Annotated in this window: 14 protein-coding genes and 2 pseudogenes; 7 read left to right on the top strand and 9 right to left on the bottom strand. The window is 62.4% G+C overall.

Going from position 1 to position 15,627, the window contains the following annotated elements; genetic code table 11:
• Positions 1 to 130 precede the first annotated feature (130 nt).
• The gene (locus CGK93_RS08970) at positions 131 to 892 is read left to right on the top strand and encodes a DUF4191 domain-containing protein (RefSeq protein WP_089594521.1); all 762 of its coding nucleotides are present in this window, start codon (positions 131 to 133) and stop codon (positions 890 to 892) included.
• Between the two features lie 81 nt (positions 893 to 973).
• Here the strand turns inward: CGK93_RS08970 and CGK93_RS08965 are convergent, their stop codons facing one another.
• On the bottom strand, positions 974 to 1,411 hold the full coding sequence (locus tag CGK93_RS08965; protein WP_089594520.1) for an RDD family protein: 438 nt from the start codon (positions 1,409 to 1,411) through the stop codon (positions 974 to 976).
• 321 nt (positions 1,412 to 1,732) lie between these two features.
• On the opposite strand from CGK93_RS08965, the gene glnA (CGK93_RS08960) reads away from it, so the two are divergent.
• Complete coding sequence (glnA, locus tag CGK93_RS08960) at positions 1,733 to 3,157, top strand: type I glutamate--ammonia ligase (RefSeq protein ID WP_089594519.1); 1,425 nt, start codon at positions 1,733 to 1,735, stop codon at positions 3,155 to 3,157.
• A gap of 77 nt (positions 3,158 to 3,234) precedes the next feature.
• On the opposite strand, the gene CGK93_RS08955 is transcribed toward glnA (CGK93_RS08960), so the two are convergent.
• The 3 genes and pseudogenes from CGK93_RS08955 to CGK93_RS08945 all read right to left on the bottom strand — a co-directional run bounded on the left by CGK93_RS08955 (position 3,235) and on the right by CGK93_RS08945 (position 5,039).
• Positions 3,235 to 3,585, bottom strand: coding sequence for a hypothetical protein (locus CGK93_RS08955; protein WP_089594518.1), 351 nt, complete (start codon positions 3,583 to 3,585; stop codon positions 3,235 to 3,237).
• Positions 3,586 to 4,200: 615 nt separating this feature from the next.
• Positions 4,201 to 4,416, bottom strand: a complete 216-nt coding sequence (locus tag CGK93_RS08950; RefSeq protein ID WP_026542533.1) for a hypothetical protein — start codon at positions 4,414 to 4,416, stop codon at positions 4,201 to 4,203.
• Positions 4,417 to 4,470: 54 nt separating this feature from the next.
• Positions 4,471 to 5,039 (bottom strand): annotated as a pseudogene (locus CGK93_RS08945) (GNAT family N-acetyltransferase).
• Between the two features lie 81 nt (positions 5,040 to 5,120).
• Between CGK93_RS08945 and CGK93_RS23810 the strand changes: the two are divergent.
• The gene (locus tag CGK93_RS23810) at positions 5,121 to 5,246 is read left to right on the top strand and encodes a sulfatase-like hydrolase/transferase (RefSeq protein ID WP_232481587.1); all 126 of its coding nucleotides are present in this window, start codon (positions 5,121 to 5,123) and stop codon (positions 5,244 to 5,246) included.
• Here the strand turns inward: CGK93_RS23810 and CGK93_RS08940 are convergent.
• Both CGK93_RS08940 and glnA (CGK93_RS08935) read right to left on the bottom strand, forming a co-directional pair.
• Positions 5,243 to 8,254 carry a bifunctional [glutamine synthetase] adenylyltransferase/[glutamine synthetase]-adenylyl-L-tyrosine phosphorylase gene (locus CGK93_RS08940; RefSeq protein WP_089594517.1) on the bottom strand — a complete coding sequence of 1,004 codons (3,012 nt, stop codon included), beginning with the start codon at positions 8,252 to 8,254 and terminating at the stop codon, positions 5,243 to 5,245. The genes CGK93_RS23810 and CGK93_RS08940 overlap by 4 nt on opposite strands.
• 9 nt (positions 8,255 to 8,263) lie before the next feature.
• Entirely contained in the window at positions 8,264 to 9,604 is a 1,341-nt protein-coding gene (gene glnA / locus CGK93_RS08935; protein ID WP_026542529.1) for a type I glutamate--ammonia ligase, read from the bottom strand.
• Positions 9,605 to 9,794: 190 nt separating this feature from the next.
• On the opposite strand from glnA (CGK93_RS08935), the pseudogene panB reads away from it, so the two are divergent.
• Positions 9,795 to 10,699: pseudogene (gene panB / locus CGK93_RS08930) on the top strand (3-methyl-2-oxobutanoate hydroxymethyltransferase).
• Here the strand turns inward: panB and CGK93_RS08925 are convergent.
• Positions 10,696 to 10,860 (bottom strand): SPOR domain-containing protein, encoded by a 165-nt coding sequence (locus tag CGK93_RS08925; RefSeq protein WP_011774435.1) that lies wholly within the window; start codon positions 10,858 to 10,860, stop codon positions 10,696 to 10,698. The pseudogene panB and the gene CGK93_RS08925 sit on opposite strands and share 4 nt — an antisense overlap.
• 108 nt (positions 10,861 to 10,968) lie before the next feature.
• Between CGK93_RS08925 and map the strand changes: the two genes are divergently transcribed.
• From map to CGK93_RS08910, 3 genes are all read left to right on the top strand, one after another.
• Entirely contained in the window at positions 10,969 to 11,847 is an 879-nt protein-coding gene (gene map / locus CGK93_RS08920) for a type I methionyl aminopeptidase (protein WP_089594516.1), read from the top strand.
• A gap of 71 nt (positions 11,848 to 11,918) precedes the next feature.
• Positions 11,919 to 12,722, top strand: a complete 804-nt coding sequence (gene ppgK / locus CGK93_RS08915) for a polyphosphate--glucose phosphotransferase (RefSeq protein WP_089594515.1) — start codon at positions 11,919 to 11,921, stop codon at positions 12,720 to 12,722.
• An 8-nt stretch (positions 12,723 to 12,730) separates the two neighbouring features.
• Positions 12,731 to 13,498 carry an SDR family oxidoreductase gene (locus CGK93_RS08910; protein ID WP_089594514.1) on the top strand — a complete coding sequence of 256 codons (768 nt, stop codon included), beginning with the start codon at positions 12,731 to 12,733 and terminating at the stop codon, positions 13,496 to 13,498.
• 86 nt (positions 13,499 to 13,584) lie between these two features.
• On the opposite strand, the gene nrdR is transcribed toward CGK93_RS08910, so the two are convergent.
• Positions 13,585 to 14,088, bottom strand: coding sequence for a transcriptional regulator NrdR (gene nrdR, locus CGK93_RS08905; RefSeq protein ID WP_089594513.1), 504 nt, complete (start codon positions 14,086 to 14,088; stop codon positions 13,585 to 13,587).
• 174 nt (positions 14,089 to 14,262) lie between these two features.
• Positions 14,263 to 15,627: a histidinol dehydrogenase gene (gene hisD / locus CGK93_RS08900; protein WP_089594512.1), complete on the bottom strand. Its 1,365-nt coding sequence runs from the start codon at positions 15,625 to 15,627 to the stop codon at positions 14,263 to 14,265.

Here is a 15,627-nt window from a genome sequence, read left to right as displayed (position 1 = left end):
GAGTCACTTAAACCAAGTGACACAGCGGGCTGGTTCATGACGGAGAAATCAAAAACGAATCGCCTGCGGCCCGCCTGTGGTCCACAGGGCGTCCGGTGTCTGGGCGTACATCACGTAGAATTAAGGCACTATGGCGAACTCCCCTGATTCCAGCAACTCGACCCCCTCGGCCGACGCACCCAAGCGTGGGCTGTTCAAGCGCAAGCCCAAGGAAGCCAAGGCAAAGAAGCCTGGCCAGCTGAAGCAAATCGCTGAAGTCTTCAAAATGACCCGGCGGAATGATCCCCAGGTCGTGTGGATCATGGTGCTGGCGTTCCTTGCCGTGGTGGCTGTCGCATTCCTGATCGGCTTCCTTCTGGAGAACTGGGTCACCGGCCTGATCATTGGTATTCCGCTTGGTCTCCTGGCAGCGGTGTTCATCCTGTCCCGAAGGGCCGAAAAGGCCGCCTTCGCCCAGATCGAGAACCAGCCGGGCGCCTCTGGCGCCGCCTTGGGAACCCTCCGCCGTGGTTGGGTGACGCAGGACCAGCCTGTAGCGGTCAACCCACGCACGCAGGACGCAGTCTTCATGGCCATTGGCCGACCCGGGGTTGTCCTGGTCAGCGAAGGCCCCACACACCGTGTTAAGCCCCTTGTGGATGCAGAGCGCAAGCGGCTTGCCCGCATTCTCCCGAACGTCACCATCCACGTTCTGGAATCCGGACGCGGAGAAGGCCAAGTCCCCCTGAACAAGCTGGCAAAGACCATGGGCAAGCTCAACAAGGAGCTCACCAAGATTGAAGTAAACGCTGTCAGCAAACGCATCAACTCCTTGGGGAACCGCTTGCCGATCCCCAAAGGCATCGATCCCTACAAAGCGCGCCCGGACCGCAAGGCGGCACGCGGACGCTGACGCTCTTTGTACAACAAAAAACCGCTGCTCCCCGATTCGGGGAGCAGCGGTTTTTTTGTATTCGTTGGCGGGAAGGGATGCCTACATCCGTATGAGGATCGTGTTCATGGCTTTGTCGTGCAGGCCCCGCTGGTCGGGATCAAAGACAACGGCCGGAATAACCAGGCACAAGAGGACCGTCCGTACCACTGCGGCCACCGGACCGGCCGGCCCACCACCCAGGCGAACCACATGGATACCAACCACCCTGTGTCCGATGCTGTAGCCCAAAGTGCCAATCAAGAGAATCTGCTCAACAGCGAAAATGGCCAGCGTTGCCCACTGGTTGCCGCCGAAGGCAAAGTTGCTGATGACCAGTGCGATGGTCCAATCCACAACGATGCCCAGGATGCGGCGACCGGCGCGCGCGGTGGAGCCGGGACCCGACTCAGGCAGCCCGAGTCTTTCGCCGGGATATTTGGAGATTCCGGACGTGTCCGGACCGCTCAACCAGGAGCCAATGTCTTTTCGATCAACCACACCTCAAGCCTAGCGGCTGGCATGCTTGGTGTCCGACCCAGCACAGCTCCGCATGGGGCGGCCAGGGTGTTTGTGCGGCCGCAGTGTTCGCCCACCGGACCGACGTGGACCGGACACCGGGAAGCCGACTACCGTTTACACAACAGATGATTCTGTAACCTGCCGGAAACAATACTGACACCCCCGGGAAATCCCATCTCCCTATGGTGGTATGAGTTGCCAGCCACCACTGCAAGGGATGTTTTGTGTCCCCATAGCTTTGGCATGGGCTGCACCACGCGGCCTTCCGGGCCTGTTACTTGATATGCATAAGGAGCATAGATGTTCAAGACTGCGGACGAAGTCCTCAAGTTCATCAAAGACGAAGACGTCAAATTCGTCGATATCCGCTTCACCGACCTTCCTGGTGTCCAGCAGCACTTCAATGTGCCGGCCAAGAGCGTTGACCTTGACTTCTTCGTCAATGGCCAGCTCTTCGATGGTTCTTCCATCCGCGGCTTCCAGGGCATCGCTGAGTCCGACATGCAGCTCATCCCGGATGTGACCTCGGCCTTTATCGACACGTTCCGCATCGAGAAGACGCTTGCGCTGAACTTCTCCATCGTGAACCCCCGCACCGGTGACCCCTACCACCGCGACCCCCGTGGCGTAGCCGAGAAGGCTGAAGCCTACCTGGCCTCCACAGGCATCGCCGACACCGCATTCTTCGCTCCCGAAGCCGAGTTCTTCGTTTTCGACAACATCCAGTACGAGTCCTCCCCGCAGGGCAGCTTCTACAAGATCGACTCTGAAGAAGCTCACTGGAACACCGGCCGTAAGGAAGAGGGTGGCAACCTCGGTTACAAGACCCCCGTCAAGGGCGGTTACTTCCCGGTCTCCCCCACCGACAAGCAGGCCGACCTTCGCGACGCCATGTGCATCGAACTGGACAAGGCCGGCCTTGAAGTTGAGCGCTCCCACCACGAAGTTGGATCCGCCGGCCAGGCTGAGATCAACTACAAGTTCACCACGCTGACCGCGGCTGCTGATGACCTCCAGAAGTTCAAGTACATCATCAAGAACACTGCCGATGCCTGGGGCAAGTCCGTCACCTTCATGCCGAAGCCTGTCTTCGGTGACAACGGCTCGGGCATGCACTGCCACCAGTCGCTGTGGAGCAACGGCGACCCGCTGTTCTATGACGAGAAGGGCTACGCAGGCCTCTCCGACATGGCTCGCTGGTACATCGGCGGCCTGCTGAAGCACTCTTCCGCAGTACTGGCTTTCACCAACCCGACGGTCAACTCCTACCGCCGCCTGGTCAAGGGCTTCGAAGCCCCCGTGAATATGGTCTACTCGCAGGGCAACCGCTCCGCCGGTATCCGTATCCCGATCACGGGCACCAACCCAAAGGCCAAGCGCATCGAGTTCCGCGCTCCGGACCCCTCGTCCAACCCGTACCTGGCGTTTGCTGCCCAGCTGATGGCCGGCATCGACGGTATCCGCAACCGCATTGAACCCCCGGCTCCCATCGACAAGGACCTCTACGAGCTCCCGGCCGAGGAAGCCAAGGACATCCCCAAGGCTCCGGGTTCCCTGGAAGAAGCTCTTGAGGCCCTCCGCGAGGACAACGAGTTCCTGCAGGCCGGCGGCGTCTTCACCCAGGACCTCATCGATACTTGGATCGACTACAAGTACGAGAATGAGATCCGCCCGCTGTCGCTGCGCCCGAACCCTTACGAGTTCGAGCTCTACTACGGCGTCTAAGCTCCACTAAAAGCACCAACAAAGGCGATCCCCGGTCCACATGGACCGGGGATCGCCTTTTGGTCGAGTAATACTATCTACTCAGTCTTATCCTGATCGCGTTCGCGGATGTTCCTGGTGATCTCGTCCAACTTCTCCTTGACGAAACCAGCCGCTTCCGAGAGACCCTTTTCAGCGCTGCCGAGCGGATCAAGCTGAAGGTAGACCTTGTGATCTATCGGGAGGTCGTATTCATCCTTCAGGTGGGTACCGCCGCCGACTCCATCCAGCGACAGGTAGACCAGCGCTTCGGTTCGCGCAATGCCTGCGATGGTTCCAAAAACCACAGTGAAGTCATTGGGCTGAAAGCTCACGGACTGACCCACATGGCGCCGGTCCAACTCCCCGGCAAGGACGGTCTTCTCTGTCGAACTTCCGTTGTATTCCATGGACTTTCCCTCTGCCTCGAGAACAGTGACACAAGAAGTCTATAAGGATACTTAGCGTCTGCGCAGCTTGGTGTCCCAACAAGACCCAGCCGCGGCGCTCACGGAGGCGACGCGATCAGTGCTGGGTTCTGGGCGCCTGCCCTGGGACGTCCGGTGCCGCGCAGTCAGTGCAGAACACCCGGTCGGTTTCTTCGCCGCAGCACTGGCAGCGATGGAGCAGGGCCGCTGGTTCAATTACATACGTTGTCATAACCACCATGCTGCCCCCGCAGCAACAGCGGAGACACGAGTAGCGAGTACTCGTTTTTTCGCCTGCCGGGTAGCGCGACTACTTGGATTCGAAAAAACGCAGTTCTTCGGTCGCCGCCAGAGCAGGGCCTGGAGCTCCCCCGGCCATGGCAGTGGATTCTTCGTCAGAGAAGGTGGCAAAGCAGCGCCGGCAGGCAAATGTACCGGCGCGTCCGTGACGCGAGGACCAGTGCGGCCCCGACTGCTCACAGCGGAAACAGCACAAGGTGGAGAAGGTTACCCCTTCCGAATCCACGCTGATTGTCACGGGAGAATCGTAAACGAACCCAGCCACCCGGGGCCAGACCCCTGGACGGGGTAGTTCTTCTACTGCTTGCCGTACTTCTTGTGCACCGCCTGTTTGCTGACACCCAGGCAGAGGGCTATCGCCTCCCATGACAACCCGGACTGTCTGGCCGCACGTACCAGCGAAGCTTCCCGCCGCCCCACTTCCTTCTGAAGTTCCGCTACAGCGTAAAGTGCCTCAGCCGGGCCCATTCCATCCATGGATCCCACCAGTGTCTTCATTCGGTCCACCTCCATGCCGTCAACCCTAGTTGACACCATGCCAATCGTCAACCAGTGTTGACGCCGTCGTCACTCGAAGGCCGTATACATGATCCGTTGCGGACCGGAACTGCCGCCCAGGTACCTGCCTGCATCGACGAAGCCAGCCTTGCGGTAAGCAGCCTGACCCGCCGGATTGCGTTCGTTGACGGACAGCACGACACCGGCCTGACCGCCGCCCAGCCGGGTCGTCAGCTTGCGCGCCTCCTCCGCTGCCGCACGCGCAGCCCTTGTTCCCAGACCACGCCCCTGGCTTCCCGAGTCGATCAGGAAGCCTCTGAGAAGCCATGCAGAGTCGTCGTCGGACCAACCTGCCAATCCCGCAGCGCCGTGTTGGAGGGTCAGCACCCCCACCGCCAGCCCCCCGACTCAATAACGTACGGCAGGCGGGACTCCTCCTCCATGCCCAGCAGCATCATGCGGAGTGGGTCGCCGACAAACTCACGCTGCCCCTCCTCGACAGACAACGCAGCCACGGCACCCAGGTGAATGGCGCGGGCGTCGTCGTCCAGAAACTTCAGGGGAATAAGCCAGACATCACCCACATCAAAGGGATCATTCACGCTCGAAAACAGATTTTCTGAGTCAGATTCAAGCATTTCGCGGCGTCTTCCTCCTAGTGTTGTCGCAACTTTTCCCTACGTCGAAACATCCATATCGACGAACCCGCCCGAAGCAGCGTGCGGTTTTCCAAAGGCTATTCTGCTACGCCATCTTGTGTCCCTGCCCGCGCGGTCCTGTTTACAGGCCAGTCGCAGGAACGGTACGGCCGAGTGGGTACACCTACGGCGTACGCCCTTGGCTAATTGCCGTAGAAGACCTTCTCGAACACTCCCCTGGCCCTCCGGCTGAGCCGCAGGTAGTCCTCTTCGAACTGGCCGGCATTCCCTGGCGCATAGCCACACCACCGCGCCGCGGCCTCAAGGTCCTTGCGCGAAGACGGCAGAAGGTCCGAAGCCCGTCCCGTGACGATCACATTCGCTGAGCGGATCCGGCTGGCAAACCGCCACGCATCCCGTAGGAGCGCAGCGTCGTCGGGGCCAATGAAGTCCAGCTTCTCCGCTGCGGCGAGGGCCTCAAGCGTCGAGCTGGTCTGCAGCTCCGAATGCTTGCCTGCGTGCTGCAGCTGGATCAACTGCACCAGCCATTCGACGTCGCTCAGCCCGCCGCGGCCAAGCTTGACGTGACGGGCAGGATCGGCACCTCGCGGCAAACGTTCAGACTCCACGCGCGCTTTGATTCGACGGACTTCCCGCACATCCTGCTCCGCCAACTCACGTGGATAGCGGATCGGATCAATAAGCCGGACGAAATCGGCGGCCAACTCATCGGAACCGGCCATGGGGCGCGCCCGCAGCAGCGCCTGGGCCTCCCAGATCAGCGACCACCGGCGGTAGTACTCCGCATATGACTCCAGCGACCGGACCATCGCGCCGTTCTTGCCTTCGGGCCGCAGGTCCGCGTCCACCATGAGAACCCGTTCAGCCATGATGGCCGGCTTGAGCGGCTGGGTGAGAAAACTGGAGACTTTGGCGACGATCGCCGTCGCCTGCTCCTGGGCCTCTGCGTCAGAGAACCCGGGCCGGGCACGATGCACGTAGATGACGTCTGCGTCCGAGCCGTAACCAATCTCCCGTCCACCCTGCCGTCCCATGGCAACCACCAGGACATCGGTTTTCAACGGACCATCGCCGGCAATGACGGATTCGGCTACATGAAGCGCCCCCAGGACAGCGGCCCGGTCGGTTTCGGCCAAGGCAAGGCCAACCGCGTCCTGGTCCAGCAAACCGGAGCTGTCGGCGATCGCTGTCCGCAGGATCTCACGGCGCCGGATCAAGCGAATGAGCCTCATGGCACTTTCGGGATCGGGGTGGCGGGAAAGCTTGGACCGGATCTCCTGCCACTGTGCTTCGAAACTGATGGGCACCAGCTCCTTGTCGCTGCCCAGCCAGGCCACGGATTCCGGGGAAACTTCCAACAGATCCGAAATCAACCGGGAGTTGGCCAGCACCTGGCACAAGCGTTCCGCAGCCGCCTGCGAATCCCTCAACAGACCCAAATACCAATGCGTGGTTCCCAGGGCCTCGCTGACCCTGCGGAAGGCGAGCAGACCGGCGTCGGGGTCCACGCCTTCAGCGAGCCAGCCCAGCAAAATGGGGAGAAGTTGCCGCTGCAGCGCCGCGCGCCGGCTGACTCCGGCCGTCAGTGCTTCAATGTGCCGCATTGCTCCCTGCGGATCCGAGTAGCCCAGGGCAGCAAGCCGGCCTTGGGCTGCCTCGGGGCTGAGCTTGGCATCCTCGGTGCTCAGCTTGGCCGCAGTATTGAGCAAGGGACGGTAGAAGATGCGCTCATGCAGCTCCCGCACGGCTTTCTTGGTCTTCTGCCACGTCGCCATCAGCTGGTCCGGATGGGGCCGCTCCAGTGAAAACGGCCCCAGAACGGCCTTGGCAAGGAACCGCTGGGCGTCCTCGGCCACAGGCATGAGATGGGTTCGCCGCAGCTGGAAAAGCTGGATCCGGTGCTCCAGCAAACGCAGGTACCGGTAGGCGTTGTCGAAAGCGGCTGCATCCGTTCGGCCGATGTAACCCCCGGCAGACAGTGCGGCGATGGCTGACGTGGTGTCCCTGCATCGCAGGGATTCGTCGGATTTTCCATGGACCAGTTGCAGCAGTTGGACGGTGAACTCGACATCGCGAAGGCCGCCGCGCCCCAGTTTAATCTGGCGCTGTTCCTCTGCCGCGGGAATGTAATCGGTGACCCGGCGGCGCATCGCCTGCACAGATTCGACGAACCCCTCGCGGCCCGCGGAGGCCCACACCAGCGGTTCCACAGCCTTCTCGTAGCGCTGGCCCAGTTCCCGGTCGCCGGCAATGGTGCGGGCCTTCAGGAGCGCTTGGAACTCCCAGCTTTCTGCCCAGCGTGCGTAGTAGCTGAGATGGGACGGCAAGGTTCGGACCAACGGTCCCGATTTTCCCTCGGGACGGAGGTTGGCATCGACTTCCCACAGCCCGGGCTCCGGCGCCGACGAGGAAATCGCACGGGAAATCCCGGACGCCAGGGCAGTACCGATGGTGGACGCCCGAGCGTCCTCCAACTCCCCCGCCTCAATGACGTAAATGACATCGACGTCGGAGATGTAGTTCAGTTCACGGGCGCCGCACTTCCCCATGCCGATGACGGCAAGCCCGACGTCGGCGATCTCCGAGGCAGCGTACTGTGCCGCCGCCTCGGCCCGGGACACGGCGAGGGCAGCCTCTATGGCGGCACCGGCGAGGTCGGCCAGCTCGGCGCCGACAGCCGGCATGAAGTCCTGGGGCGATGCCGCACAAAGATCCTTGATGGCCAGCTCTGTCAGCCCGCGTCGATAGGCGCTCCGAAGGGCCGCGTACGCCGGCATCCCGGTCATTCCGGCCACAGGACGCTGGGCCCCGGGCTCGGCTTTCACGGAACGGAGCAGCATGGCCCGGAGTTCTTCGCTGGCGGCCTGGAGGGGCTCCGGGCTGACGCGGACATCGAAGACATCCAGGTGTTCCGGCCGGCGCATGAGGAACTCCCCCAGCGCCTCGGAAGCGCCCAACAGACGGTACATGGGCTCGCTGGTGTCCTGCTCCGCCGCAGCCAGCTTCTTCAGTCCCGGATTCTTCTCCAGGAGCCGGACCAACGATTGCAGGGCCGTGTCCGGGCTCGCCGACATGGAGAGCCCGGCAAAGAGTGCTTCCTGGTCAATGCCCTCAAGTTCAGGGGCAGCAAGGAAACGTTCTGCCTTCTCGAGATCGCTGAAACCGGCTGAAATGAGCCGACGTGCAAGGCTCATTGGCCCCGCCTACAGAATGCCGAGGTTGCGCTGCAACTCGTACGGCGTGACCTGGAGGCGGTAATCCTGCCACTCCGCGCGCTTGTTGCGCAGGAAGTGCTCGAAGACCTGCTCGCCCAGGATCTCGGCTACAAGTTCCGATTCCTCCATGGCGCGGATGGCGTCGTGGAGGCTGGCGGGCAACGGCGCATGCCCCATGGCCCTGCGCTCAGCGGTGGTCAACGACCAGACGTCGTCTTCGGCTGCAGCGGGAAGTTCGTAGCCTTCCTCGATGCCCTTCAAGCCGGCGCCCAGCAGGACAGCGTAGGCCAGGTACGGGTTGGTGGCGGAGTCGATCCCGCGGTACTCGATGCGCGCCGACTGGCCCTTGCCGGGCTTGTACAGCGGAACGCGGACAAGCGCAGAACGGTTGTTGTGTCCCCAGCTCAGGTAGCTGGGCGCCTCGCCGCCGCCCCAGAGCCGCTTGTAGGAGTTCACGAACTGGTTGGTGACTGCCGTGAATTCGGGAGCATGCTTCAGGATTCCCGCGATGAACTGGCGTGCCGTCTTGGACAGCTGGAACTCAGCTCCGGCTTCAAAGAACGCGTTGGTATCGCCCTCGAACAGGGAGAAGTGGGTGTGCATGCCGGAGCCGGGGTGGTCGGTGAATGGCTTGGGCATGAAGGTGGCGTAAGTCCCCTGCTGCAGCGCGACCTCCTTGATGACCGTACGGAAGGTCATGATGTTGTCAGCGGTCTGGAGGGCATCCGCGTAACGGAGGTCGATCTCGTTCTGGCCCGGGCCGCCTTCATGGTGGCTGAACTCCACGGAGATACCGACGGATTCGAGCATGGTGACAGCCGTACGGCGGAAGTCCTGGGCAACGCCGCCCGGAACGTGGTCGAAGTAGCCCCCCTCATCTACGGGAACCGGCGAGCCATCGGGGCCGAGGTCCTTGGACTTGAGCAGGTAGAACTCGATCTCCGGGTGGGTGTAGCAGGTGAACCCCATGTCCGCAGCCTTGGCCAGGGTCCGTTTGAGGACGTTGCGGGGGTCAGCTGCGGAGGGTTCGCCGTCAGGGGTCAGGACGTCGCAGAACATGCGCGATGTCTGCTCCGTCTCACCGCGCCACGGCAGGATCTGGAAGGTCGACGGATCCGGCTGGGCAAGCATGTCGGACTCAAAGACGCGGGCGAGGCCCTCGATCGCTGAACCGTCAAAGCCAAGGCCCTCTTCAAAAGCTCCTTCAACCTCGGCAGGCGCAAGCGCCACCGATTTCAGGGAACCCACGACGTCGGTGAACCACAAGCGTACGAAGCGCACGTCACGCTCTTCGATCGTCCGCAGAACGAACTCTTGCTGGCGGTCCATAGGGCCTCTTTTCCGATTCAGTGTCCATGCCGCTGGTTCCAATGGTTTGGAGCCACGACAACTCAGCCTTCACTCTACTAAGTCTTCGGTGCTTATGCCGCAGCAGTACCTGCGCGTAACACAGCGTTTACATTCAGTGACGCTTGGCACACTGGTGGCAGGCGTCGTCGGCACCCCTTAGGCTCTACCCATGGCCCCGAGCAACCTCCCTGAGTCCACCACGCCCGCCGAAGTTCCCGCACCTTACGGGACCGGCCCGGCATCTGCTGCCACGACGCCGGCCTCAAGCGCCGGTAAGCCGATCAGCAGAGTCAGGACCCACCACCTCCAGCAAGCCAAGGACAACGGCGGGCGCTTCGCCATGCTGACTGCCTATGAGCAGTACACCGCAGAGATCTTTGACCAAGCGGGAATCGAAGTCCTCCTCGTCGGAGACTCGGCATCCAACAACGTCTTTGGCAACGAGACGAGCCTGCCCGTCACTGTGGACGAGCTCCTGCCCCTGACACGGGCGGTGAGCCGGGCGGCCAAGCGGGCCCTGATCGTGGCAGACCTTCCCTTCGGCAGCTACGAGGTTTCGCCAGGGCATGCAGTAGCTACCGGCGTCCGGTTCCTCAAGGAGGGCCTGGCACACGCCGTCAAGATTGAGGGGGTGCCTATTACGCGGACACCGTTAAGGCCATGGTTCAGGCCGGCATCCCCGTCATGGCCCACATTGGGTTCACCCCACAAAGCGAACACTCCCTGGGCGGTTACCGCGTCCAAGGCCGCGGGGACGACGCACAACGCCTCGTGGACGACGCCGTTGCCTTGCAGGACGCTGGAGCCTTCAGCGTGCTCATGGAAATGGTTCCGGCGGAAACGGCGGCCGCCGTCGATGCCGCGTTGCGGGTACCAACCGTAGGTATCGGTGCGGGCAACACCACCACTGGCCAGGTCCTGGTGTGGCAGGACATGGCTGGTCTGCGGGGAGGCAAAATGGCCAAGTTCGTTAAGCAATACGCAGATCTGCGCACCACCCTGAGCGACGCAGCCGCCGCCTTCGGCGAGGACGTCAGGTCCGGGCAGTTTCCCGGACCTGAGCATTCCTTCTAGTCGTCGTCCTGGGCGTCCCAGGCATCGTTTCGGGCTTTAACCTTTTCCAAGGCGTGCTCGGCTTCTTCCCTGGTTTTGTAAGGGCCAATCAGCTGGGTCCAATCGGACATGGCGTCCTCTTCGATCTCGTGCGTCTTGACGTTGTACCAGTACTCCGTCACGTCTCCTCCTCGGTCCTTGGGCGGCTGGACGCGTAACGTTGGCGGGCTCACAGGAACCCAGCCACCCTTTGTTACTTACGTCTCTTGTGTGCCTTATATGATCAATCTATGCCTTCTCTTGCTTCGACTGCACCCATCGGCGCCCTCACCCCGGGAACCATCAGCCCCGAGCGGCCCGTCCCGGCCTCCATTCCGCGGCCCGAATACGTCGGCAAGAAGGCGCCGGCCAAGTTCACGGGTTCCGAGGTGAAGTCGGCGGAGACCATCGAGAAGATCCGCATCGCCGGCAAAATCGCTGCACAGGCAATCGTCGAGGTCGGCAAGCACCTGGAACCCGGCGTCACCACGGACTACCTGGATAAAATCGGCCACGAGTTCCTCCTGGACCACAAAGCGTATCCCTCCACGCTTGGCTACCGCGGCTTTCCCAAGTCGTTGTGTTCCTCGCTGAACGAAGTCATCTGCCACGGGATCCCCGATTCCACCGTGGTGCAGGACGGCGACATCCTGAACATCGACATCACAGCCTTCATCGGCGGAGTCCATGGGGATACCAACTACACTTTCCTGGTTGGCGACGTGGATGAGGAATCCCGTCTGCTGGTTGAGCGTACGCAGGAGTCGCTCAACCGGGCCATCAAGGCCGTGGCCCCGGGCCGCGAGATCAACGTAATCGGCCGTGCCATCCAGTCCTACGCCAAACGCTTCGGCTACGGCGTGGTGCGGGACTTCACAGGCCACGGCGTGGGTGAGGCCTTCCACACGGGCCTCATCATTCCGCATTACGACGCAGCCCCGGCGTACAACACTGTGATCGAGGCAGGCATGGTCTTCACCATTGAACCCATGCTGACCCTCGGCACCATCGAATGGGAGATGTGGGCCGACGACTGGACAGTCGTCACCAAGGACCACAAGCGCACTGCCCAGTTCGAACACACCCTGCTGGTCACTGAGACCGGCGCGGAAATCCTTACCCTTCCCTAAGCTCTTCGGAAGGTCCAGCAGCCCGGGCGGCTGCGCCATGCCCATCCCCTCCTGCCATGATCGGAATTGCATTGTCCAAGAAGGATGAGAAGACCCACAAGAACGCACCACTGATCGGTATCGACATCGGTGGCACAGGCATCAAGGGCGGCATTGTCGACTTGAAAAAGGGCAAGCTGATTGGTGATCGCTTCCGTGTTCCCACTCCCCAGCCCGCAACTCCTGAGGCAGTGGCCGAGGTTGTAGCCCAGATAGTCGAAGAACTCACCAGTCGCCCGGACGCCCCGGCTGCAGACTCGCCGGTGGGTGTGACCTTCCCCGGTATCATCCAGCACGGCGTGGTCAAGTCAGCAGCCAACGTGGACAAGACCTGGCTCAGCACTGACATCGACGCAACGTTCACCAAGCGTCTTGGCCGTCCCGTGGAAGTCATCAACGACGCCGACGCAGCCGGACTGGCGGAAGCCCGCTACGGAGCCGGCGAAGGCGTGGACGGAACGGTTCTGGTCATCACGCTGGGAACCGGCATCGGTTCTGCTTTCATCTTTAACGGCCAGTTGGTCCCCAACGCCGAGCTGGGCCACCTTGAGGTGGATGGGCACGACGCGGAGACCAAGGCCTCAGCTGTAGCCCGTGAACGCGATGGCCTGCGCTGGGACGAGTACGGCGTCCTGCTCAACCGCTACCTCCAGCACGTAGAGTTCCTGTTCTCCCCCGAACTTTTCATTGTGGGCGGCGGCATCTCCAAGCGCTCCGACGAGTACTTCCCGCACTTGGAGCTGCGCACCAAGATCGTGACCGCAAAGTTGAAGAACGACGCCGGTATTGTCGGTGCTGCGCTTGAGGTGGCCCTGCACCACAAGCTCACGAAGTAGTACGCCGGATGGCTGGGGATACGATCCTGGAGAACGGAACGGCTATTGTCACGGGGGCCAGCCGCGGCATCGGTGCTGCCGTGGCCCACGCCGCGGCCCGCGCCGGACATGCAGTGGTGGTCAACTACTCCGAGGACAGCACGGGCGCTAAGACCGTGGTGGAGGACATCATCGGACTGGGCGGCAGGGCACTGGCTGTCCAGGCCGACGTCAGCCGCCCTGCCGACGTCGTGCGTTTGTTCGACGAAGCCGCGGGCTTGGGTCAGGTGACCGCCGTTATCAACAACGCGGCCATCACCGGCAACCTGATCGGCCCCCTGGTGGGCGTACCGGCCGAGAGCGTTCAACGGGTTGTAGACGTCAACGTGTCCGGAATGATCTACATGTGCCAGGAAGCCGTACGACGACTCTCCACAGACAACGGCGGCAGCGGCGGCTCAATCGTCAACATCTCTTCAACGGCCACCAAAGCGGGCTCTCCCGGAACCTGGGTCCACTACGCTGCCACGAAGGGCGCTGTGGATGTCCTCACGGTTGGTTTGGCGGCCGAGGTGGCCAAGCAGGGCATCCGGGTCAATGCGGTGGCCCCCGGCAGCACCAACACCGGATTGCATGCCGCCGCCGGGATGCCGGACCGGGTGGAAAGGTTGAACCCCACCATTCCCATGGGGCGTGGGGCCGAACCCGAAGAAGTGGCGGCGGCCGTACTGTGGCTGATGTCCGCCGAGGCCGGGTACATCACCGGCGCTGTGCTTCCTGTCTCCGGCGGCCGCTGACAGGTGTGCCGGAAACGCTCACCCGGTCGGGTGTCGATTCTGGTGCCGGTGGCGGGTGCGGCTTCCCCTCCGCACCGCCACCGGAGCTAGAGCGGGCTCTTCTCTGAACCCTTGGCTTCTTTGGCGCCGGCCTTCGCATGCTCTTCATGCTCGTGGCGAAGCAGTGAAATGGCCGATTCGAAATCTTCCAGGGATTCAAAAGCCTGGTAGACGCTGGCGAAGCGAAGGTAGGCCACCTCGTCCAGCTTCCGCAGCGGGCCAAGAATGGCCAAACCAACCTCGTGCGCGTCAATTTCCGCCGCACCCGAGGACCTGATGTTCTCTTCGACTTCCTGAGCCAGCATGGCGAGATCGTCCTCAGTGACCGGGCGTCCCTGGCAGGCCTTCCGGACACCACTGATGACCTTGATCCGGCTGAAGGGCTCGCCGACGCCGGACCGTTTGATAACGGACAGGCTGGTGGTCTCCACGGTGGTGAATCGGCGGCCACATTCGGGGCATTGACGGCGGCGGCGAATGGAAGAGCCGTCGTCGGCCATTCGGCTGTCAACGACGCGGGAGTCGGGATTCCGGCAGAACGGACAATACACGCTGGGCCTCCCCTGACAGTTCCGGCACGGAACGGTCCCGGCGGGTTGCCGGGGACGTAAAAGGTGCCGGAAGTTTAACTTCCGGCACCAGTTTACGTTTGTTCACTACGTAATGACAAGCGTGTAATTACTACATGTAGTGGTGGGCACCCTTATATGTAGTGGTTGAGACGCTTACGCGAAGCGGATCCTGACCGCGTCGCCGTGTCCGGGAAGGTCCTCGGCACCGGCCAAGCTCACGATGTGGCCGCTGACCTGTTCCAGCGCCGAACGGTTGTAGTTGATGACCTGCACGGCACGGAGGAACGTGGTGACATTCAAGCCGGAAGAGAAGGCCGCTGTCCCGCTGGTGGGCAATACGTGGTTGGATCCGGCACAGTAGTCACCCAGGCTGACGGGGCTGTAGTCACCCACAAAGATGGCGCCGGCATTGCGGATCCGCGACGCAACAGCCGCAGCATCCGCCGTCATGATTTCCAGGTGTTCAGCCGCATAGGCATTGCAGACCGCGATCCCCTGTTCAAGGTCATCCACCAGCACCACACCGGACTGGGGCCCGGACAACGCCTCCAGAACCCGGGTGCTGTGCTTGGTGACGGCAGCCTGCCGTGCCAGTTCACGCACGACGGCGTCAGCCAAGTCAGCGGAGTCCGTCACCAGGACCGAAGCTGCTTTGGGATCGTGCTCTGCCTGGCTGATGAGATCGGCGGCCACGAGGGGCGCCTGTGCAGTGGAATCGGCAAGAATGGCAATCTCGGTGGTGCCCGCCTCGGAGTCGATGCCCACCACGCCCTTGACGAGCCTCTTGGCCGTGGCAACGAAGATGTTTCCCGGTCCCGTCACCACATCCACGGGTTCAATGGGCAACTCCTCCGCGGACCCCGGGATCCCGTAGGCGAAGGAAACAATCGCCTGTGCACCGCCGATGGCATAGACCTCATCAATGCCCAACAGCTTTGCCGCAGCGAGGATGGTGGGGTGCGGAAGGCCGTCGAAGTCTTTCTGGGGCGGGGAAGCCAGGGCAATCGACTCAACCCCGGCCGCTACGGCCGGCACCACGTTCATGATCACGGAGGACGCCAAAGGAGCGAGGCCGCCGGGCACATAGAGCCCAACGCGGCCCACCGGAATCCAGTTCTGGCTGACGACGGCGCCATCGGCCAGGGCAACATCCACATTGGCTGGACGCTGCTGCTCTGCAAACTGCCTGGCGCGGCTGATGGACTCTTCCAAAGCAGCGCGGACATCGGGATCCAACCCGGCCAACGCCTGGGTCAGCGCCTCAGCCGGAACCCTCGGGTGGGACTGTTCCACGCCGTCGAACTTCCTGGCCAGCTCAGCGAGGGCTGCAAAGCCCCGGCCGCGGACGGCTGAAATGATGTCCTGGACCTTCTGCTCGGCGTCGGCCATGGTCTGATGGCGCGCCCTGGGGACTGCGGCACGCAGTTCAGCCAAGGAAAGGTGGCGGCCCCGGAAATCGATGCTCCGGAAATCGAGGAAAGCGGCGGCGCGGGCGGAAGTATCCGAAGAAGTGGTCAC

The organism is Arthrobacter sp. YN, from assembly GCF_002224285.1.
Classification (GTDB): domain Bacteria; phylum Actinomycetota; class Actinomycetes; order Actinomycetales; family Micrococcaceae; genus Arthrobacter.
Note: the sequence above shows the minus strand (reverse complement) of the source record. Positions and strands in the feature narration are given on the sequence as shown.